Origin of the sequence: Flavobacterium granuli (genome assembly GCF_900129705.1) — a bacterium.
Lineage (GTDB): Bacteria > Bacteroidota > Bacteroidia > Flavobacteriales > Flavobacteriaceae > Flavobacterium > Flavobacterium granuli.
Map to the genome: position 1 here is coordinate 13,808 of NZ_FQWO01000012.1, position 23,183 is coordinate 36,990.

19 protein-coding genes are annotated in these 23,183 nt (G+C 35.2%); all 19 read right to left on the minus strand.

Annotated features, from left to right (window positions below; all coding sequences use genetic code 11):
• Positions 1-47 precede the first annotated feature (47 nt).
• Positions 48-803, minus strand: coding sequence for a glycosyltransferase family 2 protein (locus BUB25_RS13700; protein WP_072945310.1), 756 nt, complete (start codon positions 801-803; stop codon positions 48-50).
• Between the two features lie 53 nt (positions 804-856).
• Positions 857-1,927, minus strand: coding sequence for a glycosyltransferase (locus BUB25_RS13705; protein ID WP_139256920.1), 1,071 nt, complete (start codon positions 1,925-1,927; stop codon positions 857-859).
• 10 nt (positions 1,928-1,937) lie between these two features.
• A complete protein-coding gene (locus BUB25_RS13710) occupies positions 1,938-3,002 on the minus strand; it encodes a glycosyltransferase family protein (RefSeq protein WP_072945314.1) in 1,065 nt (354 codons plus the stop codon).
• The gene (locus tag BUB25_RS13715; RefSeq protein ID WP_072945315.1) at positions 2,968-4,428 is read right to left on the minus strand and encodes a hypothetical protein; all 1,461 of its coding nucleotides are present in this window, start codon (positions 4,426-4,428) and stop codon (positions 2,968-2,970) included. Before BUB25_RS13715 ends, BUB25_RS13710 begins: the two co-directional genes overlap by 35 nt.
• A complete protein-coding gene (locus BUB25_RS13720; protein ID WP_072945317.1) occupies positions 4,425-5,579 on the minus strand; it encodes a glycosyltransferase family A protein in 1,155 nt (384 codons plus the stop codon). The genes BUB25_RS13715 and BUB25_RS13720 overlap by 4 nt, the downstream gene beginning before the upstream one ends.
• Positions 5,566-7,053 carry an oligosaccharide flippase family protein gene (locus BUB25_RS13725; protein WP_072945319.1) on the minus strand — a complete coding sequence of 496 codons (1,488 nt, stop codon included), beginning with the start codon at positions 7,051-7,053 and terminating at the stop codon, positions 5,566-5,568. Before BUB25_RS13725 ends, BUB25_RS13720 begins: the two co-directional genes overlap by 14 nt.
• 12 nt (positions 7,054-7,065) lie before the next feature.
• Complete coding sequence (locus BUB25_RS13730; RefSeq protein ID WP_072945320.1) at positions 7,066-7,788, minus strand: SDR family NAD(P)-dependent oxidoreductase; 723 nt, start codon at positions 7,786-7,788, stop codon at positions 7,066-7,068.
• A complete protein-coding gene (locus BUB25_RS13735) occupies positions 7,785-9,005 on the minus strand; it encodes an ANL family adenylate-forming protein (RefSeq protein WP_072945322.1) in 1,221 nt (406 codons plus the stop codon). Before BUB25_RS13735 ends, BUB25_RS13730 begins: the two co-directional genes overlap by 4 nt.
• Complete coding sequence (locus BUB25_RS13740) at positions 9,005-9,229, minus strand: phosphopantetheine-binding protein (protein ID WP_072945323.1); 225 nt, start codon at positions 9,227-9,229, stop codon at positions 9,005-9,007. The genes BUB25_RS13735 and BUB25_RS13740 overlap by 1 nt, the downstream gene beginning before the upstream one ends.
• Positions 9,198-10,172: a DapH/DapD/GlmU-related protein gene (locus BUB25_RS13745; RefSeq protein ID WP_072945498.1), complete on the minus strand. Its 975-nt coding sequence runs from the start codon at positions 10,170-10,172 to the stop codon at positions 9,198-9,200. The genes BUB25_RS13740 and BUB25_RS13745 overlap by 32 nt, the downstream gene beginning before the upstream one ends.
• A 4-nt stretch (positions 10,173-10,176) precedes the next feature.
• On the minus strand, positions 10,177-11,241 hold the full coding sequence (locus BUB25_RS13750; protein WP_072945324.1) for a DegT/DnrJ/EryC1/StrS family aminotransferase: 1,065 nt from the start codon (positions 11,239-11,241) through the stop codon (positions 10,177-10,179).
• A complete protein-coding gene (locus BUB25_RS13755; protein WP_072945325.1) occupies positions 11,241-12,329 on the minus strand; it encodes a DegT/DnrJ/EryC1/StrS family aminotransferase in 1,089 nt (362 codons plus the stop codon). Before BUB25_RS13755 ends, BUB25_RS13750 begins: the two co-directional genes overlap by 1 nt.
• A gap of 8 nt (positions 12,330-12,337) precedes the next feature.
• Entirely contained in the window at positions 12,338-13,360 is a 1,023-nt protein-coding gene (locus tag BUB25_RS13760; RefSeq protein ID WP_072945326.1) for a polysaccharide biosynthesis protein, read from the minus strand.
• 54 nt (positions 13,361-13,414) lie between these two features.
• Positions 13,415-13,840: an adenylyltransferase/cytidyltransferase family protein gene (locus BUB25_RS13765; RefSeq protein ID WP_072945327.1), complete on the minus strand. Its 426-nt coding sequence runs from the start codon at positions 13,838-13,840 to the stop codon at positions 13,415-13,417.
• Positions 13,841-14,057: 217 nt separating this feature from the next.
• Positions 14,058-15,119, minus strand: a complete 1,062-nt coding sequence (locus BUB25_RS13770) for a Wzz/FepE/Etk N-terminal domain-containing protein (protein WP_072945329.1) — start codon at positions 15,117-15,119, stop codon at positions 14,058-14,060.
• A gap of 5 nt (positions 15,120-15,124) precedes the next feature.
• Positions 15,125-15,280 (minus strand): hypothetical protein, encoded by a 156-nt coding sequence (locus BUB25_RS16670; protein WP_170066910.1) that lies wholly within the window; start codon positions 15,278-15,280, stop codon positions 15,125-15,127.
• A gap of 386 nt (positions 15,281-15,666) precedes the next feature.
• Positions 15,667-18,102, minus strand: coding sequence for an SLBB domain-containing protein (locus BUB25_RS13775; protein WP_072945330.1), 2,436 nt, complete (start codon positions 18,100-18,102; stop codon positions 15,667-15,669).
• A 2,078-nt stretch (positions 18,103-20,180) separates the two neighbouring features.
• Positions 20,181-21,188 carry a mannose-1-phosphate guanylyltransferase gene (locus BUB25_RS13785; protein WP_072945334.1) on the minus strand — a complete coding sequence of 336 codons (1,008 nt, stop codon included), beginning with the start codon at positions 21,186-21,188 and terminating at the stop codon, positions 20,181-20,183.
• Positions 21,189-21,759: 571 nt separating this feature from the next.
• A complete protein-coding gene (locus BUB25_RS13790) occupies positions 21,760-23,046 on the minus strand; it encodes a nucleotide sugar dehydrogenase (protein ID WP_072945335.1) in 1,287 nt (428 codons plus the stop codon).
• Positions 23,047-23,183 lie beyond the last annotated feature (137 nt).

A 23,183-nucleotide genomic window follows, 5' to 3' on the forward strand; every position in this document is an offset into this window, starting at 1 on the left:
TTTTTAACAATGCCATTTCAACCAAATAATAAGGCAAAAAAACATAACTATTTGATATACTTAAAGAAAGACTTGATTAACGCAATCACCAAAAAGTAAACAGTCCTCACTAAAGAGAGTTTTTCGTTTTCACGATAAATCTTATAGTACCACTTTATTACTTTTAACTTATTTGATGAAACCGAAGACTTTCTAACGCGATACTTTGCCAAGACGTGACCAGAATTTTTAGCAACATATCCTTTTTTTAATATTGCTAACCAAAGGGCAAAATCTTCATGTCCTTGTTTAGTGAAGTACAATTTACCTGTTTTTTTACGGTCATAAACAGATGTTAAGCAAGCAATAACATTACCCTTTAAAAGATTAAGATAGGTGACTTGATTCGGAGCTTCTATTGTTCTTCCATTAGACTCGCCATCCTCATTTATCTTTCCGTAATTTGAAAAAACAATACCCACTTTATCATCCGAGAATAATGGGATTTGTAATTCCAGTTTATTTGAAATCCACAAATCATCACTATCTAAAAAGGCTATGTACCTTCCTTTTGCCATTTCAATTCCAATATTTCGAGGATCGGCTGGAGAGCCTGATGCGGATGCAGTTTTGAAATATTTTATCCTCCTATCCGTTCCTACGAATTCTTCAACAATCTGTCTTGAATTATCAGTTGAACAATCATCAACAATTAACATTTCCCAATCACTGTAAGTTTGAGCAATTACAGATTTTATTGTTTCCGATATAAAATTTTCGCAGTTATAGAGAGGTGTGATAATAGAAACTTTCGAATCTTCCATTTTCAAAAAAATTTACTTTTAATTAAACTTTTAACGATAGCTAAATACTTAACTTATAAGCATAAAAACTTCTTAAGCTTTTGATAGCCAATATCAGCTGAAAAGCTATCTGAGTAATAAATACGGGAATACTGGTTAAACTTTTCACGATGAAAGTTGTTGATACAATTAATAAAATCTTCAGGGGAGCCACATACATACCCAACCCCTTTATTTTCAACCTCTTCCATCCCTACAAATGCCTCTGTAGTACCGATTACTGTTTTACCATACATTAAAGCTTCAATGGTCTTGGTTTTCATACCAGAGCCTAATCTCACAGGATTTACCACAAAATCAGCATTCCTGTAAAAAGGCCCCAAATCATCAACAAAGCCTTTTATTTCAATTTTAGGGTGTGTCTTATATTGCTTACTCAGCACTTCCATACCATTACCTATAATTACTAACTTAGACCTTACCGAAGGTAGTACGTTTTCTATATACCAGTTAATAGCGTCGATATTAGCAAAAAAAGAACTCCCGACAAAAAGATGGTAATTTTCTGTATCTTCCAGCTTTATTGATGGTATAAATCTATCCTCAATTGTTATAGGAAGAATCAAATCGGCTTTTCTCCCATAAATAGACAGTAATAAATCGCTATCAACATTAGTCAAACAAATGATTTTATCGGCATATTTAGTTATTAGCTTTTCGTGGTTCCTTGCATAACGGACCATCAAATTATTTAAAAAACCATCTACCAGTACCTTATCCTTATAATATTTAACTTCTATATTATGAAAAAAAACTACGATGGTAACATTTAATTTTTTTAAAATATAAGCGAATGCACCCAATAGTGAGTGATCAATAAAAACAAATGATATTTCATTAAGTAATATACTATTCTTTATGTCACTATAAACATGACTGCAATAGCCCCATGGCTTACCAGCAACAATATTTATGAGCTTACTCAAAATAGTTTTATCTGATAGATAAAATTCAATGATCTTCCCGCCGCTAATTTCCCTCAAAATCTCAACATTTCTTTTTGAAACGACGGCACCTCCATCTATTGACTTTAGTTCTCTACCAATATATATTATATGCTTCCCATTTGAATTGGCTTGCGACATCTTTAGTCTTTTAGTTAATAAAATTATTAAAGTTTGGTTCAAGCATAGTTAAACTTCTGTAAAAACCACCCCCATTCTGATTGAATTTTCCTAAATCTCCTATTATCTGAATCAATTCGTCAATGTTTGAGTAGAAAGCGTCATATTTAAAGAAATCACTGTACGATTCTAATGTATCAATTCTTGAAACAACACATGGTTTGTCATTTGCCATACATTCCAACAATACACCACTAACCCTATACTTAAAATTTGTGGGATAAGCAATTAGTATAATATCGGATTTCAAAAACAAGTAATCGTATGCGTTTTGGCTCAAAAAAACACTAATAACCAGAGTATTGCGCTTTACCACTGGTGATTTATCTTTATAAACAAACAAAATATCTTCCTGCTCCAGATATTCCATAAATTTATTTGACCGAATTAATTCATTAATAAAATCTTTATCTGAACTACTTTCCGAAGGGGAAAACAATATCTTTTTATATTTAATTAATTCTTCAAAAATATAACCAAATTCGTCATCTTCATTTGTATGTATAAGCGACTTTGCATTAGGAAGACCATGAGGCTGAACATATATTTTATAACTGCCTTTTGTACTTAAATAGCTTTTTGTTTCTTTATCTAACACAATCAGTGAATTATTGATTAAAACCTTATTCAGGAAAAAATATTTCACTTTACTTTCAACAGATGTACTGACATTGATATGATTAATCAAACAACATTTTTTTATATTAGATAGAAAAAAAGAAACTTCTTCAAAACTTGAAAAAATTATCAAATCATATTTTTTAAAATCAACAAACAATTTGATAAAAAGCAAGGCAAAAAAATAAGCTATCCTATTTCCAAGTTTACCTAAGTCCTTTTTAAAAAAAACTTTCGGAATTGAATATACAACCTCCGAACTATCTATATTCAATTTATCCTCGTAGCCTCTAACAAAAACGAACTCTAACAGATGCCCTGACTTCCTTAAACTTTCAATATATATATTATTGAAATTAACATGTCCGTTTTGCAACAAGGGATCAATATATAATATCTTCTTTTTTACATCTTTCATCTTTCAAATTTAAATAAAACTCAGAGCTATATAATAACAACATGGCAATTATCCCGAACTGGACGTTATAATAAAACGTAAACGCTAACCACGGGATGGCAGCATAAGCCATGAAATTATGATTAATCATCTTAATATATTTGATGACCAACCTAAAAACTAAAAAAACACCAATCAAACCATTTGCTAAAGGTATGCTCGAAAATGAATCGTGAACTCCACCATACTTATTATTGCTTATTTCGATATCTTTATACGCATTAATTAAATCCATATTTGCTAATAATTTAAAATCATCAGAAAAATACGAACCATAACCTTTTCCAAAAAGTAAAAAAAAAGGATTACTAAACAGTTCATTATAAATACTCATTATCTCAACGATTCTTACTCTTGGAGATTCCGGAATTAAATTAATCCCATCAATTCCCTGAAATACATTTACCATTAGGGTAACATTTTCTAACTTATATAAAAAAAGATTATATTCTGAATTTTCAATGTATGATGTTAACTTTATGAACCCAAACATCAAAACCGGGATTAGTGCCAATTGAATATTTTTTCTCCTTTTTACGATATCATAGCCGGTAGCTTTTTTATTAAAAGCCATAAATAAGAATAAGATTAAAATAATACCCATAAATAAAATACCTTTCCCTCCCATTCCACCGTCCATAAGTAAAAATCCGGTTATTAAAAATGAAAGTATCGGCAATAAAAAGTTACGCATGTGGTAATAAGCAAATATTAAGGCCATACTAAAATAAACAACCTCAATTATTATAGAAACTTCTTCTGTACCATATTGAGATGTAAAACCTAATAAATATACAAACAATGCAGCAATTGGCGCTGCTATCATCAACTCAATAAGCATTTTAGACAATTTAGTCACAAATGATTCAAACGGTAAACGAATTAATACAAATGAAGTCAGATACAATGTTAATATATATGATGTATATATTACAAAATACTCAATATAATATCCAAAAAACAACAAACCAAATATACCGATTAATATTCCGGACGCCCCCAGAAATATAATTGTTTTGTATAACAAATAAAAAACAGAATTTGGGGGAATTGTTACCTTCAGACGAAATGTTCTGATGTAAAAACTAAACATTATAAGATGGTAGACACCAACAGGACCAATTAGCTTTAATTTCGAATAATTAAATAATCCATAATGGCTCTCTTCAGGATTAGTTATTTGTGAAAATGGTATCGCTAAACAGCTTATTGTAAAAACTATATGAAAAAAAAATGCTTTTTCTGTTTTACTAGTAAAAAGCAAATAAATTACAGCTATTATTTCTGGAAAAGAAATCAAGATACCAGTAATTTTTTCATGTGTTAATGAATTTCCAATAATTAATAGTATGTACAATACTACATATTTATACGAAAACTCATTCATATGTTGATTTTAAAATTATTCTTTAAAACTATGATTACTTCTTGATGTTTAACGTTAGCAAAAACATTAAAAGGCAGCATTTTAAATTTATACTTAACTTTCACAACTACGAAGCCCACTAACTTCTTAAATAATTCAAAAGTGAACTTGAAATACTTTAATGGGTTATACCTACAGTTTTTTATAACATATCTGGCAATTTTGGGTTCTAACCATGGCTCGTAAACTAACATTGCGGCATATAATGCTAATAAATTTAATTCTTTCCGGACATGATAGCCTTTTAACACTTCGCTTGTCGTTTGAGGATAAATCGTCTTTTCAGACCATATTCGAGGAATCAGTGGATTCCAACTATCCTTTATTTCAGGCCTCAAAAAAGGGAGTTTTTCAACTTCTCCAAAATGTTTTTTTAGGGCTGTCCAACCTCCGCCGCTATTTTTTGAAGCACCAAAAATACTCACCGGATAATTTAAATGGTAGTATTCTTTAATATTTATAGCTAAAGAAACTGCAAAATCAATATCCGGACAAGATCCTACTATGTAACGGCCACATTTTGACTTAAGCTTTTCGATTTCAGACCTTAAAACTATTCCATGATAAAACCTTGGCAGCATATCATAAGCCATGGCTCCTTTTGCCAGTGTTTTATCTAATTCAAATTCAGGATCTAATTTTGTAAACTCTAATATAGGTGATACATCTGGTAACCAAAGATTAGCTGACCTATGATAATAATTCTCTTTCTTAAATACAACCGATTCCCACCAGTAGTAGCCTGGGCTATATATTAAACAATTTATAGAACGTTCGTCCAGTAAATTGGTTATTTCCAGTATATCAGGACAAATAAAATCATCATCGCCTATAAAAATTAAATATTTTCCATTTGAATTATCAATAGCCAGTTCGGTATTATCAGCAATAGGGATGGATACTTGATTATAGAAATATTTTAATTGAGATGCATTTCTTTTTATAAGATAATCTAAACAAGGTTTGTTATCGTCTGAATTATCCTGTATTATAACCTCATACTCATATTCATTACTCAAATTATCGATTATTGAATCTAAAACAGGCAAAAGAGTTGAATATCTATTCTTTGTCGGTATTATTATTGAAAGTAAATTTTTATATTTCTCCATCAGTAAATGCTTGTCGTATATTAATTTTATATTGTAGATTCATTTTATTAAAGACTACTAAATTTAAAGCCAAAGAAATTAAACCAATAATTATAGAGTATAATAGTACATAATACCCCTTGGGCAAATTTATTGTTATAAAATGACTTACAACTCCAATTACTATAGCCATAATCAAAGGAATTAATGTTCCGTTTATTAGCCACCTTTTAAACTCATTTTTCAAAAATTTACATATTATAAAATAACCTAAATAAAAGTATGCAAACAAATTCATAATTAGCCATGTATATGTAGCTCCAATCAACCCATATTGTTTTACAAAAAATATAAGAGCTGGTATTATGCAAATTACAGCGACAACACCCAATTTTACGTTAGTTTTGGTATGACCATTTGCAATAGCTAAATGATAAGGCATATATTGAAAAGATAAAAATACCCCGCCAATTAAAAGTACCTTCGTTACATTTTCAATTGTATTGGCAATTACGATGTCTTTAGTCCAAATTAAAACAAAATCCTTTGTAAAAAGAAAAAGAACCATAGCTCCAGAAGTTGCCAATGCAGACAAAACAAAGGTATTTACATGAAACAACTTTGTTAGCTTATCTTTTTCTGCATTTGCAGAATACTTGACCATTCTAGGTAATATCGCAACCGCAATTGGTGTGATTATTAAAACGGGTACTTGAGAAAGAATCCCTGCTAAGGAATAATACCCAAAGTCTTTTAAAGATAAAACCTTACTAATCACCAATTTATCAATTTGTGTATTTAAAGAAGAAATGATTGCCATCAACATCATACCTCCTGCAAATCGGCCTACAGTTTTTAAAACCTGCTTATCAAACTTATAAGATATATTTGTCTTTATATATTTCCATAAATTGTACCTGGTAATAAAAAAGAAAATTATGTTCACGGATACCTGCCAGATAAAAAAAGTCAACAATGTCGGATAAAAACACAGGGGTATAAAAACTACCGCAGAACGGAAAAAACTGCTCAAAACCTGGATTCCATTAGACAATACTTGTTTCTCAAGTCCCATCAAACCACTACTTTGCAATGTAGTAAACAATTGAAAAGCAACACTAACCCCCATTAAACTAATATACAATGACAAATTTTCAGAAGAAATTGTTTGAGAATTAAGCCAATTGTTTGCGATTATTCCTGAAAAAGAAAAAATAAAAACAATTATAAAAACACAAATTGCTAAATAAACTTTTTCTATGGTAAAGAGCATATTACCTATATATGCTTTATCTGTACTTCTTGCAATTTCTCTGTTTAAAGTTGCTGATAGACCACCATCTGCAAAATACATAATTGTTAAAATAACGGTATAGAAATTAATTACAGCATAAGACTCAATACCCAATATTTTTATATAAAAAGGGACAAAAACGAATACCGATATAATCCCCCAGATTTTACCAACATAATTGGCAATTATGTTTTTAAACATAAATTTTTTTAATTAAATAGTCCCGTTATCAACATGAACATTTTGTCCTGTAATTGAAGATGCATCCCCTGATAACAAAAAAGCAACTGTTTTAGCCACAGACAAAACATCTGTTGCTTCTTTCATAGATGTTCTATTATATATTCTATTCTTCTGATCTTCTGATAATGTTGCGCTCATTGCTGTTTCCATAAAACCAGGCACAACCACATTAGAGCGAATTCCTAAAGCACCCCATTCTCTCGCTGTATTTTTAGAAAATGCTTCTAACGCACCTTTACTCGAAGCATACATGGCTAGTCCTTTATAACCAGTATGTGCACTGATGGAAGAAATATGCACTATACTACCCTTAGTCTTATTGAAAATCATGTTACGGATTGCATATTTTACTAAAATTAGAGGTGAAAAAACATTTGTTCTATACATTTCCTCCAATTTTGACAAATTTAAATTCGTAATAATATCGTCATAAGCATGAGCCGCATTATTTACAAAGCCATGTAGGGGAATCGAATTTGTAACAAATTCTTTAAAAACAGTTTGATAAACCCCCTCAGTATTTGCGAGATCAATGCTTTTAAAAAACAACTTCCCTTTGTAAGTAATTTCTAATTCTGCTAATTCGGAAGTATGACTTCGACTAATTGCATAAACCGTATTTCCTTTTTCTAATAAAACCTTACATATTTCTAAGCCAACTCCTCTTGAAGCTCCAGTCAATAATATATTCATAATCTTTTTAATTTCCCCGTTCTTGTTAACAAGAATGATTCTACAAATTTTATTCGTCTTGGTATTTTAAAATCTTGAATATTTTCGGACAAATAAGATCTTATTTTAGATTCATCTATACTAACACCATCCATTAATTTTATTTCCGCACACAATATATTTCCCAATACAGAATTAGGTTTTCCATAAACCATTACCTCTTGTACCTCCAGCATATTTAAAATAGCTTGTTCAACTTCGGAAGGATTTACCTTATACCCCCCTACATTTATCAACTCATTTTTTCTACTTAAAAAACGAAAAAAAATATTAGTTTCATCCACAAACTCTATTAAATCTCCAGTTTTATAATAGCCATCTTCCAATAATAAATCTTCCGATTGTCCTAACAAACTCTTACAAATTAATAATTCTTGATTTTCAATCTTAAATTTATCTTTAAATTCCATAGGGATCTTAAAAAATTCTCCTTTAGAAACTAACAATGACCCCGCTTCTGTTGAAGCATATATATTATTTATTTTTGCATTTGGGAATATTTTCATAATATTTTCATGCAATTTTTCATCTGATTTTTCACCTCCAAATGTAATTCTTTTTAAAGTCAAAAATTCCTTTTCAAAAGGCAGTAATAATCTATAAAAGGTTGGTGTTGCTGAAATATTTGTTATAGAATACTTTTCAATTGCTTCATATACTTCACGTCTGGAAGAATTAAAAATATTAACCAAAGTATTTTGATTTGAAAAAGCCTGAAAAAGCACTTGTAAACCTGCTATATGGGTAGGATTATATGCAAAACCCCAAATTTGACCAATATTTGAATCAGATTTTCTTACCGCTTTAGTTAATGTTGATATTGAGTGAATTATTTTTTTTGGTTGACCAGTTGTACCAGATGTAAAAATTGTTATCGCTGATTTAGATAAAATAATTTTTGCCAACAATTCATCAATTGTTTCAAAATATAAAGGTTTAATTCTCTTTTCAGTGTTTACATTTTCTCCCAAACCTGAATTAATTAATTCAGATGTACTTAAGTCTGAATCTAACAATATAATATCATTTTCAGTAGCAATTGCAATAATAAAATTTAGAAAAAAAGAATATAAATTATTAGATTTTAAAGCATAATTATAAAAGCTACTGTTATTTATATCTTTTAACAACTCATCATATTGAATTATTTGCTCTCTATTAATTAAAAACGCATGCATTATTCAGCAAGTTTTTTATAAATTTCCCCAACTGTATTTACAAGTCCATTTTCAAAAATATCAATATCAAATTCATCTTCAATACACACTGTCAATTCTGCTAGATCAAAAGAATTTAAACCGATATCATTTCTCAAATCATCACTCTCATCCAATTTCAAAAGAGGTGCCAATTGATTATTCTCTCTTACATTATTTATTATTTTTAGAATTTTCTCTTCCATTTTTAATTATTTTTTTTTGTTGTACAATTATTTTTATATACTCATCTACTGGGATTGCTGGGATTCCACAAACACGAGAATTTTCAGAAATATTATTAGCTACAAGAGACATTGAACCTACAAAAGAGTTGTTATGAACAACACACTTATTAGATACAGTTGCGCTAGGAGCAATCCATACGTTTTCCTTTAATTCTACTGTCCCCATCAACAACGAGTTACCTGTAATCACCGAATTTTTACCTATTTTACAATTATGTCCTATATGAACTTGGCTGTCTATTTTACAATTATCATCTATTATAACATTTCCTTCAAACAAGGCATTACTAATTGTGCAATTATCATTAATCAAAACATTTTTACCAATATATGTACCTCCTACATGAGTAACAGTAAATGGCACATTGAATTCATCATATATTAGTTGAAACCCTTCTGCTCCTATAACAGTACAAGACCCAACAACTGTGTTGTCATTAATGACAGTTCCTTTCTTAATAACACTATTTGCACCTATTCTAACATTATTACCAATAATAACCCCGTCTTCTATTACAGAAGTCGGATGTATTATACAATTTTGTCCCAATACAGATTCAAAATTAAACTTTTTATAAAAAGAAGTTCTAGAATATAAAATTTCATGTAGTTTATAAAATTCAACTTCTGGATAATCTACAATAAAAAAAGCAATATCTCTTTTAAAACCTTCTTTTTTCAAGATAACTTCATAGACTTCTTTAGTAACAAACAATCCCCTAATCTTAGTATTTGAAATCCCATTAGAGATGAATTTTTCAGAGCTAATATAGGAAACTACTGAATTAGATATTATTTCCCTATTACATAGATTCAATCCATCTATGTCAGAATCTATTCCATAATAATTTATATCCAAAAGATTTGCTATTTCTGAAATCTTAATAATTTGATTGTTCATATAATTATTTATTTTCAAACCACCAGCCACAAGGTACTGCAACAAAATGATTTATAAATTCATTTACTCCTTTTAAGGAAACATTATTATTAAAAACAGAATATATATTATTATTTATATGAACCCCAGTTGCATAATATCCTTGTTCTTTAAAATCTTTTATTGTTTTAGTTTTGTTCTTACATAAAGTCCCATAAACCCAATAATTAGGAATACAACCTGCTGTAATCTTCAATGAATTAATAGTGTCCAGATTTGTAAATTTATCATTCCAAATCGCAGCATTATTTTTCTGAACAGCCAAAAGACTATTTATGTCATCCATTTGCCTAGTTCCTATGTACGAATTCAATTCACTCATCAATCCTGCATAGCCTTCTACCTCAATATCACAGTCTGGGTTAATCTCCCCATTTGAGGATCTAAAAATAGTTCTGTCAATTCCATAATCACGAATTAGTAGCGCTTTCTCATACAGATCTTTGTCCTTAAAAACTATTGCCCCACCGTCTATCGTATTAGGCAGACGTACGGTTTGAAACGAAAACACAGTAACATCAGTTCCTAGATTCCCAAGTTTTCTTCCTTTGTATTGGGAACCAAATGCTTCAATACCATCGTCTACAACAGGAATTCCAAAAGAATTACATATCGCATTTATCGATTCAATATCCCCTAAATAACCACAAAAATGATTATGAAAAATAGCCTTTGTATTTTTTGTTATTTTAGATTTTAGATCGTCTGGACACATTGCTCCAGTTGCAGGATTTACATCTACCCATACCACCCTCAAACCTTTAACTGCAAATGGCTGATTTGATGCTAAACAGCTTACAGGGCTAGCAATTACTTCATCTCCTTCTCTTAACCCTAGTGTAGATAATACTATAAGCATTGCTATATTATACGAACTTACCGAAAGCACATATTCGGCACCTATAAAACTTTGCAATTTATTTTCAAACTCTCTTCCGTATTTCCCAAAACCCAACTGACCTGAATAAAGTATTTCACTTATTTCAACACCAATATTTTGAGGCATATATGGTTTATAAATTGGAATCATTACCAACCTTGTTTTATTAAAGTCATCATTTTTTCTCTATCTTCATCCGTAACCCACCATCCACAAGGAATATGAACCATCTTGCTATAAAACAAATCTAAATTGGGTAATTCTGTTGGGTAATCATTCAAATAGGTATGTAAATCATTTCGCTTATGAAGTTCTGATGCCATGATTCCATTATCAGCCATCATTTTAACAAACCCATCACGGTTTTCAACTTTTAAGGTATATAACCAATACGAAGGTTCTGTATCTTGGTAATATTCTATTAATTCAACTCCTTTTACATTTTTTAAATGTTGATCAAAATAATTACCATTCTCGATATATCGTTGAATAAGTTTTTCTATATTTTCCAATTGAATCAATCCAATGGTAGCATTCACATTATTCATATGATATTTGTATCCTTGAAAAGTAATATCATTGTCTAAACGGCTTAACTTTTTATCTAAACCAAACCATCTAATCACTTTTCCTTTTTCATACAATTCCTTGTCAGCAATTTGCAAAGCTCCTCCATCAATTGTTGTTAAATGTTTGATGGCTTGAAAAGAATAAACAGTAAACGGAAAATGATTTCCCGTTTTTTGGCCTTTGTATTTTGCTCCCAATGCATGAGCTGCATCTTCGATAACTGGAATATTATATTTTTCGGAAATCGATTTAATTCCTTTTACATCTACAGGAATCCCTGCATAGTCGACAACAATAATGGCTTTTGTCTTTGAGTTTATAGCCTTTTCAATTGCCACTACCGAAATATTTCCAGTAGTAGAATCAACGTCTGCCCATCTCACTTTAGCTCCAACCATTTTAATAGCTACATTAGTAGGTTCAGCCGTCAAAGCCGTACTGATTACCTCGTCACCTTCTTTAACTCCAGCTAAAATCAAAGCAATATGCAAAGCGGCTGTCCCTGAATTTAGAGAAAGTGTATTGCCACCTCCAATATATTCTTCAAATTTTCTTTCAAATTCTTCAACTACTTCCCCTTGGGCAATATATCCGCTATACAAAACTTGCTCCAATCTAGGCATTAGTACTTCTCTCGGAGGGATACTTGTTTTAATTAATGGAATCATAAAATAAATTATTTGGTATATGAAGCTAATTCTTCTTGAACATATTCTAAGGTAAGCAATAATTTTTTTAACTCTTCAACATTCAATCTTTCCGTATTATCTGAATTATATTCTGTATCAAGAAGCTTTGCTCCTTCTTCTTGAACATATTTAGTATAATTTAAATCTCTAAAATCAGCTGGTACTCTATAAAAGCGACCTAAATCCTCCGCTTTAGACATCTCTTCTTTAGAACAAAGGGTTTCGTACATCTTCTCAGCATGTCTCTCGCCAATTATGTTTATGTCATTATTCGCATTGAATAATTCTTTAAGTGCCATAGCCAAAACCTCGATGGTTGCTCCCGGTGATTTTTGAACAAATATATCTCCAGGATTACCGTTCTTGAAAGCAAACATTACCAAGTCTACCGAATCATCTAGTGACATCATAAAACGAGTCATATTTGGATTTGTAATTGTTAATGGTTTTCCTTCTTTGATTTGTTTTATAAATAATGGAATAATAGATCCTCTTGAACACATTACATTTCCATAACGTGTTGCTGTATATATTGCATTAACCTCTTGGACTCTGCCGTCTCTTGCTTTGGAAACTGCCATTTTTTCCATCATCGCTTTGGAAATTCCCATTACGTTAATTGGATAAACAGCCTTATCCGTACTTAATACAACTACTCTTTGAACATTATTTCTGGCAGCAGCTTCTAACACATTTTCTGCTCCAATAATATTGGTCTGCACTGCCTGCATAGGATAGAATTCACAAGAAGGTACTTGTTTTAATGCCGCAGCATGAAAAACAAAATCTACTCCACGCATTGCATTATTAATACTATCAAAATCTCGTACATCCCCAATAACAAAATTTAATTTGTCATTTTTATAGACAATACGCATATCTTCTTGTTTTTTTTCATCACGACTAAAAATTCGAATTTCTTTTAAATCAGAATTTAAAAATCCTTTTAACATGGCATTACCAAAAGAACCTGTACCTCCAGTAATTAATAATATTTTATCTTTAAACATATGAAAATTGTTGTTTTATCTTAGTAAAAATAAATTATAAATCTAAATTTACATTTATTTATTTTTTTTCATTTCTTTTTGATGCACCTCTCTCCTCAAGCCTGAACTCGAAAACCGATGATCTCTGGTGTTAAAGTACAATTCAATTCCTTTGGCTTCACAATACATTCGTCCGGTAAAATCTTGTTCTCTATATTCATCACCCACAATGCGCACATCAATTTTGAAAGCTCGTAAAATATCTTCTAAATCTTGCTCCGTTGCATAGGGAACAATTTCATCTACAAACTTACAGCCCTTCAACTGTATGTAGCGTTCCACCACCGTTTGCGCGGGTCTATTCTTCTCAGGACGATCCAATGTCGGATCAGTTTGCAAACCAACAATCAAATAATCACATTGCCTTTTGGCTTCTTCGAGCATTTTAATATGTCCTGCGTGCAATAAATCAAATGCACTAAAAGTGATACCTATTTTCATGTCATTGCGATGAAAGAAGCAATCTCTTACCTCTAATTTATTAATACTTTGTGTCTCGATAACTATCGGGATTGCGGTTAAACAACTTGAAACTTGAAACTTCAAACCTGAAACAATTCAAACTTGAAACAGCTCCTTTGTGTCTCGATTGCTATCAGGATTACGGTTAAATAACTTGAAACCTGAAACTTGAAACAACTTAAAACCTGCAACAATTTTAAACCTGCAGCTCTCTCAACAATCTCCTTACAATCAATCCCAAGACCATCAAGAATCCGGCTAAAAACCCGCCCATTACTATCCCTTTTGCCTTGCCAAATTTTTCCTTTTTCAAAGGTAAAATAGGCTGATCAATCACCTGAATCAATGGGGTTTCCTTACGCAAAGTAACCTTAGCCAATTCTGTTTGTTTGACCAACTCGGTCAATATCGCCGTATTCGCCTGTACATCGACCTGTCTTCTGGCCGAAGGCGCCCGTCTTACGTTCATCGCCGGATTCAACCCAAAGGTGTTATCATTCGCGACCGCCACTCCGGTAATCGCTCCGTTCAATTCTCTTCTGATACTATCGGTCTGTCTTTCGAGTATATCCATATTCATTCGGGCCTTCTTACTTTTGGTCGTCACATAAAAATCAGAAACCTCTTTAACCAAAGCTTCGGTAAAATACTTCGAGAACAATTCATTGGTCGAATTGACATCTATAGTGATGATCGCAATTTTTTTATCTTTTTGCCCCACACTCAATCCAGTCTTAGACAAATCAGCATACATGACCCCCATAATACTGTCATGCACTCTCGTAAAATACTTTCTGTTAGTATTGGGCAAAAACTGAATACTTTTAAATTTAGGATTGGCATCCCAATTATCTCTCCACTTATTATGCTGGATATACATCTCAGCCAGCGAAATCGTCTTGCCATCAACAACAACAGGACTCAACAAAGTTTGTTCCACCATCGCACGCGACTTAAACAATTCGGTCAAATTCGATCCGCTAAAAATACTCCCGCCGCCGCCGCCAAGGTCTATCCCAAAAGAACTGGCCAGTCCCAAAGCACCGCCTAATCCGCCACCGCCTTTCTCATCTTCCAAGGCAAAAGACAAAGTCGCAGTATAAACCGGTTTCTTAATAAAGGAATACGTAAGCCCAAATCCGGCCCCTATAACTCCCGCCAACACAATCACCTTCCATTGCGACAGCAAGTAAGCATACCATTCCTTACCCTTCTCTATTAATTCCTTTAACGATATCTCGTCATTTTGTACTTCCATCAATACTATATTTTATAACTTCCAGCTAATATTTTTTTTCCGTTTCCCGTTTTCCGTTCATCGGTCAACGAACATTGTTTTCCATCCATCGTTTCCCGTCCATCGTTTCCCGTCCATCGTTTCCCGTCTCCCGATAGATAGCGGAACGTTTTTTCGATCATCGGCCAACGAACATCGTTTACAGACCACTTCTCTCCCCGCCCTTAAATTAAAAACGTAGAAAAACAACGATAAAACGACGTGGCAGCAGTCCGCGAGATGAGCCTGAAAGGCGAACGGCTCGGGCTGCGGAACATAGTTTTGAGGTAGTTTTTAAGTTTTGAATTTTCAGACTTGATCTTTTGTTTCTTTTGCATCAAGGCAAAAGAAAAAGAACCACTTAATATTCACTACTCACGATTCACGACTCAAAACCCTTCATACCAACCTTCTCGATACAATTTTATAAAAACACTATCGCTATTTTATAAAATCACTCGAAGTGACGGAAACCGAAAACCGACAACTCACGATTCACAACTCACAACTCACGATTCACGACTCACAACTACTTAAACGCATTTAGAATCAACAAAGATAAACTCGTAATAACACTTCCGATACTAACCCATTCCCCGGTACTCATTTTCTTCACTTCCGGCTTCTCAGGAACCACAATCTGCGATCCGGGTCTAACCTTCGGATAAGATCGAATAAATAAAAACGAACTCGCTACAGCAGCCTTCCCATTAGGATAAATGATATAGGCTTTTTTCTTCCAGGCCTTAGCATCAACACCTCCGGCAGCATTCAGATAATACCCAAAGCCTTTTCCGCTGTCATAAGGAATCTCCGAAGTCAGTAACACATTACCGGTCACTTTGACTCCTTCGTTAAACGCAACCACCTCAATCTCATCACCGGCAAACAAAGTCACATTGGTGCTGTTTTCTGGGTTTTTAACAATCGACTTCCAATCAACCGGAATAGTCGCATATTTCAAATCTTCTTTTAGTTTTTTCTCTAATTTGTTCTGGATACTGTCTTTCTTACCCAAATTCAGTTTTACGTTTTCAAGAGCTTCTATCTGCTTCGCCTGAATTGGTCTTTTGATTTTAACACCTTCAACATTCGCCAGCGAAGTCAGTCCGCCCGCTCTCTGGATCACATCATACACCCGGTCTTTCTTATGAGCCAGCACATACTTCCCGGCATAATGCACCGCTCCGCTGACTGTCACCATCTCCGGCTTTTCATACACCGCCATCTTGCGGATATTCACCACATCAAAAGGCTGCAAGGCAAAATTCTTCGCCTGCTCGTTATTACCGGCCACGATTTCTATATTAAACAACTCGGCCTTATTCGGGTTGCTGTCATCAATTTCTTCAGAGACCACCATTCGCGCCACTTCCACTCGTTTCGAAGCCGAACCGGTCAATCCGCCCGCCTGCACCAACAAATCGTTCAAACTCAGGTTTTCATAATAATCATAAACCCCCGGCTTTTTGATTTCACCGTCGATGGTTATTTTATATTCTTCAACAAAATCCAAAATAGAATAAACCGTCACCACATCTTCTTTCTTCAAAGCGATATCGGCATCCAAATCCCCTGCCAAGGCCTTGTCTAAATTCACATTAACGATTTCATTAGTTAGATCCGCCTTCAATCGAAGGATTCGCGCCCTGTTGCGATAGGCATCTTCTTTCAAACCTTCAGCTTTTAACACCAAATCCGAAATGCGCATCCCTTCATAAAAAGAATAGGTATCCGGTCTGAAAACAGCCCCTTCAATTTTAATACGATTCTCAAATCGGTTCAAAATCTTGGTCACTCGGAATACATCTCCTGACAGAGGCTTGTATGTCGCATACTCGCTCGCTTTGATATCGCGAACCTTATATTCCTTATCCGTTTTCTGCAATACATTAACCGAGGCAGTATAGGCAAACTCATTAAATCCACTGGCAAAACTCAAAAGATCGGCAAAAGTCTCTCCCTTTTTCATTTCAAAAATACCCGGACGCTTCACCTGTCCTTCGACAGTCACTCTTTGATTGTAAGCCGGAATCCGAATCACATCATTATCCTTCAAACCAATATTGCTGGATTGATCCCCATGCACCAAAAATTGGTAGATATCCACCTTCGCATATACCTTATTATTTCGAAGCAGCTCAATATTTCTATAACTGCCGTTTTTTCCCGGTCCTCCGCCCAAAAACAACGCATTATAAACTGTCGCCAAAGAAGAAATAGAATAATTCCCCGGCTGCTTACTGCCTATTAGGGTAACCTTTATCGTTCGAATACGACTCAGACTCACCGCTACCTGCGATTGTCCTGAAGCCACCGTGCTATATACTCGGGCTATCGCGCCTCTTATTTTTTGCGTAGCGGCCTCGATGCTCATCCCCGAAACCGGAATCTGACCCACAAACGGAATCGTCAGCTTGCCTTCTACACTGACAGGAATACTGGAATTAAATTCCTGTACCCCATACACACTCACCTGCAACTCATCACCGGGACCCAAAATATAATTCACCGGCGTAGCCAATGTCAGATTAGGCTCAAAATTCAAAGTGGGATTATCAAACAATTCCGAACCAAATACCAAAGCGTTAACCGAATCCTTAACCTTAGTATTGACAATTTTCTGCTGCTTTCTGCCAAAAGCATCCTGCTTATCGTTGGCATCTCCATCCGATTCACTGTCTTTTTTAACCAAATCTTTGGCAGTCGCCGGCATCGCCAAACGCTCTTTCAGCTTTGCAAATTCAGACGCCGGCATCCCCTTAGCCAAAGCCAGAGGTTCTGCCTGCTCGATAGTCATATTATTGCTCTGCAGCTGCGCTTTTATTTTAGCAATATCACTATCCGCCAAATAATCCACTTTAAGCGTACTCAAATCGCTACTTTTCAACAAATCCTGCGCAACCATACCGCCGCTTTGAAAAAGAGAAACCAACAAGAAAAGGACAATCAGTATTTTTTTCATATATAGATAATTATTATTTATTTTTTTTGGTCTCCCATAAATCGGGCCCCATAACAGACAACTCACTGTCATCCTGAGCTTGCCGAAGGACACAACTCACAACTCACGATTCACGATTCACTACTCACAACTCACTACAACAAACGGCTTCGCCCTTGCGACTCCCATTATTGGTTCACTATATTGTAACAATTCGCTGCTTTTTTAAGCAACAACCCTTTCAATCCGAGCTTTTCCCAAAAAAAAGCTAAGTTTCGGCAAATATAGTCTTAAAAAAAACCAAATTAAAATTTAAATACAGCATCTATAAAAGCAAAACCAAAAACCAAAAAAAATCAAAAACTAAACCATTCAAAACCAACCAACTAAACCCTTTATAAGCTGTTAAAATTTTTACAAATATCACTAAATTTAGTGAGGAGTAAAAACTTACAAATACATAGAAAAACAGGCCATTCACCACCCTTTTTTAGCCCTAAAAAAAGACCCTGTCCCTCACAATTTCACTTCCGACCCCAAAATCCGTTACCCGACAAACAGTAAAATATATCCGATGAACAGCATTAGACACTCGATAGACGTTGTTCGTTGTCCGACAAACGATGAACGATGAACGATGGACGATTTGTCATCTCGACAAAGGAGAGATCACACGGGAAACTCAATAGTGTAATTAAAATCAATATATTAGCATTCAGCAAAAACTTCGTGAAGTAATAGGCTAATCACATAAAATCACTGAACGACACACGTCTCACAACCCACAACCGTCTTCTCGATACAATTTTATAAAAAGCTCTTGCTATTTTATAAAATCACTCGAAGTGACGGGAACTAACAGAACACAACTCACAACTCACTTCTCACTTCTCACTTCTCACAACCCATAACCCACAACCGCCTTCTCGATACAATTTTATAAAAAGCTCTCGCTATTTTATAAAATCACTCGAAGTGACGAAAACCGACAACCGAGAACTCACGTCTCACTTCTCACGATTCACGATTCACGACTCACGACTCACAACTCACAACTCACAACTCACAACCCACAACCCACAACTCAAATCCCTATGATCTAATACGATAAAGTGAAACATTTTTAAAATCGATATGCGCAAGCGGGACACTCGCCTTCAATCTCATTAAGTCAAGTAAGTAGTATCTTCTGACTAAGATTGTCGACTTACATGCGTGATCTCTCCTTCGTCGAGATGACAAACTCACTTAATAAAATAGGCTAAATGCACCCCTTTTGTCATTGCGCTCACTTTAGCCAGAATCTTCAATATAAGCTAAACGAAAAACGGCGAACGACATTCGGTGGACGACATTCGGTGGACGATAGACCTCCCGACAACTATCGGGACTGACCACTCACAACCCACAACCCACAACTCACTACTCACATCTCACATCTCACATCTCACTAAAAAAAATAGATCAAAGAAGAAAAAATCCCCTTTGACCCACCACATATTCTTTACTCTATATTCTGAACTCTCTCCTAAAATCACAACCGATAACTAATCCCTATCGGGACCGACAACTCACGACTCACGACTCACAACCTAATGTCATCCTGAACTGAGCCTGTCCTGAGCTGAGCCTGTCCTGAGCTTTTGCCGAAGGATCGAAGGATCGAAGGACACAACTCACAAGCCCGTTGTTCGTTGCCCGATATACGATGGACCATAAAAACTTCTCGATACAATTTTATAAAAAGCTCTCGCTATTTTATAAAATCACTCGAAGTGACGAAAACCGACAACCGAGAACTCACGTCTCACTTCTCACGATTCACGATTCACGATTCACGACTCACTAAAAAAAAATAGATCAAAGAAGAAAAATCCCCTTTGACCCACCACATATTCTTTACTCTATATTCTGAACTCTCTCATAAAATCACAACCGATAACCGATCCCTATCGGGACCGACAACTCACTTCTCACTTCTCACTTCTCACTTCTCACGATTCACTTCTCACGATTCACTTCTCACAACTCACTTCTCACTTCTCACGATTCACAACTCACGATTCACAACTCACGATTCACTTCTCACAACTCACAACTCACTCCAACAACCCAGACCCCTCTCGCTCCAACTTCCCATACAAACTCTTCACATCCTGTGAAAACTCCTTCTGCAAAATTAAATTAGCCGTATCGGTATAAACAAAAATACAATCTTTAACCCCGATAAAAGCAGTATAGTTAGGAGTACCGATAGCCATATTCCTGTTTTTATCCACCGGATGACCTATCGAAACCAGATAATCATAAACCGCCTCAAAAGACCCTAGATCAGACCAACCAAAAGAGGAGGAAACCACCTTGATCTTCTTACTCCTTTCCATCACCGCATAATCAATGCTGATTGACGGAATCTCGAGTGACAGATCCAGATCCAGATTGCCATTAATGCTGTGCTCCCAGGCAATCTTTGACTTGGCATAAACTTCAGGATGAAACAATGCCAACTCTTCCAGAAATACACTGGCCTTGAAACAAAACATGCCGCTATTCCACAAAAAATCCCCTTTGGCTATAAAATCAGCCGCCGTGACCTGATTGGGCTTTTCACGAAAAGAAATCACCTGATCCCCTCGGCGTTCAATATAACCATATCCCGTCTCAGGCTTGGTGGGAACAATCCCGAAAGTAACGATAAAACCCTCTCTGGCCTTAACAATTGCTTCCTGAATCGCAGCCTCATAAGCCTCCATCCCATCAATAATATGATCCGATGGAGTAACGATAAGCACGGCATCAGGCTCTGAAGCAAAAGCCGCAAAAGCAATCGCCGCTGCAGTATTCCTTGGGGTCGACTCAACAATATCCACATAAGAAGTAGCCGTTTTATCCAAAATCGCCTTACTCAAATGACGATTATCAACATTTCCCACAACCAATAAAGTATCGGCAATAGCCTTATTCCGCTCCACGGTCATCTCAAACAACGACTTCCCGTCAAACAAATCAAGATACTGCTTAGGTCTGCTCTTACGTGACAAAGGCCACAATCGGCTCCCCACCCCTCCGCTAAGTATCACATGAGTAATCGATTTTTTATTTTCCATATTCAATTCTTTATTTTTTTATTCAGTCTCGTTCTCTTAAATCCAAAAAACGACACCCTTTCTTTCTTCTCTATATCCGACAGACGATTTCCTCCCGAGCTATCGGGACTAATTGAAAACCGACAACCGCTAACTCACTTCTCACCACTCCTTACCCGCCCTTAAATTAAAAACGTCAAAAAACAACATTTGAAATTAAAAGGAGGACTGCCAGTGGCAGTCAGGTAGCAGCAGTCCGCGAGTTGAGCCTGAAAGGCGAACGGCTCGGGCTGAGGAACAGAGTTTTGAGGTAGTTTTTAAGTTTTTAATTTTCAGGCTTGATCTTTTTGTTACTTTTTCCATCAAGACAAATCGAAGATTATTTCATCCGTTCGCCTTGCAGGCTCGGGTCAGCGAACACCACTAAAAAAACAAAAATCAAGTGAGCTAAAAAAGTAAAGAAACCCTTCATACCAGCCTTCTCGATACAATTTTATAAAAACGCTATCGCTATTTTATAAAATCACTCGAAGTGACGAAAACCGACAACCCACAACTCACGATTCACGACTCACGACTCACAACTCACGACTCACAACCTCCCATCAACCACATCTCCCAAAACCCCCTTCACATCATACAACACACTGTTAGCGTTTCGCAAAGAAGCCAAATCGATATCCAAAAACGCCTTATGCGCCACAGCCAGCACCACCGCATCAAATCGTTCCTGAGGCAGCGCCGCCGTTGTTGTCAATTGATATTCATGATCAACCTCAAGCGGACTCGCAAGCGGATCATAAATTGTGACAACAATCCCATAATCGGCCAGAGCAGCAATCACATCGACAATTTTAGTGTTGCGAACATCCGGGCAATTCTCTTTAAAAGTGATGCCAAGCATCAGGAGCCTGGCTCCGTTAACCGAAATCCCCTTCTTGATCATCAGCTTTACGATTTGAGAAGCCACATAATCCCCCATGCTGTCATTCAACCGCCTGCCGGCCAAAATGATTTCAGGATGATAACCCATTTCCTGGGCTTTTTGGGCCAAATAATAAGGATCTACCCCGATGCAGTGTCCGCCAACGAGCCCCGGCTTAAAGGGTAGAAAATTCCATTTGGTACCTGCCGCTTCCAAAACCGCCTGGGTATCAATTCCCATCAAGTTGAATATTTTAGCCAATTCATTGACAAAGGCAATATTGATATCGCGCTGCGAATTTTCGATGACCTTGGCAGCCTCAGCTACTTTTATACTTGAAGCCAGATAGGTTCCCGCACTAATAACGCTTTTGTACAAATCATTGACCTTCTGCCCAATTGCAGGAGTCGAACCCGCCGTCACTTTCAAAATTTTATCTACCGTATGCTCTTTATCGCCAGGATTAATACGCTCCGGCGAATAACCGGCAAAAAAGTCAACGTTAAACTTTAAACCTGAAACCCTTTCTAATACCGGTACACATTCTTCCTCAGTAACCCCCGGATAGACGGTCGACTCATAAATCACAATATCCCCTTTCTTCAAAACCTGCGCTACCGTCTCGCTGGACTTATAAAGCGGACTCAAATCAGGGCGATTGTTCTTATCAACCGGCGTCGGAACCGTCACAATATAATAAGTACAATCAGCAATGTCCTTTAAATCAGACGAACATAACAATCCCTTTGAATTCCCCTCCAAAGAATCAACCAATACCTGTTGCAAAACAGCATCGGCTACCTCCAGCGTACTGTCCGTACCCGAACGCAGTCCATCGATCCTATTTTGATTAATATCAAATCCAACTACCGGATATTGAGTAGCAAACAAACGCGCCAAAGGCAAACCCACATAACCCAAACCAATTACTGCTATTTTTATATTGGAACTCATTTTTTAAACGATTTTAATCAACTATTGTTAAATCCAGCCTACCCACCTTAGTATTCCAATCCACAAAAAAATAGAAACTGGAATAAATTTCGTGCACAAATATAGTTAATAAACTAGCTTCGTCAGACGATATATGA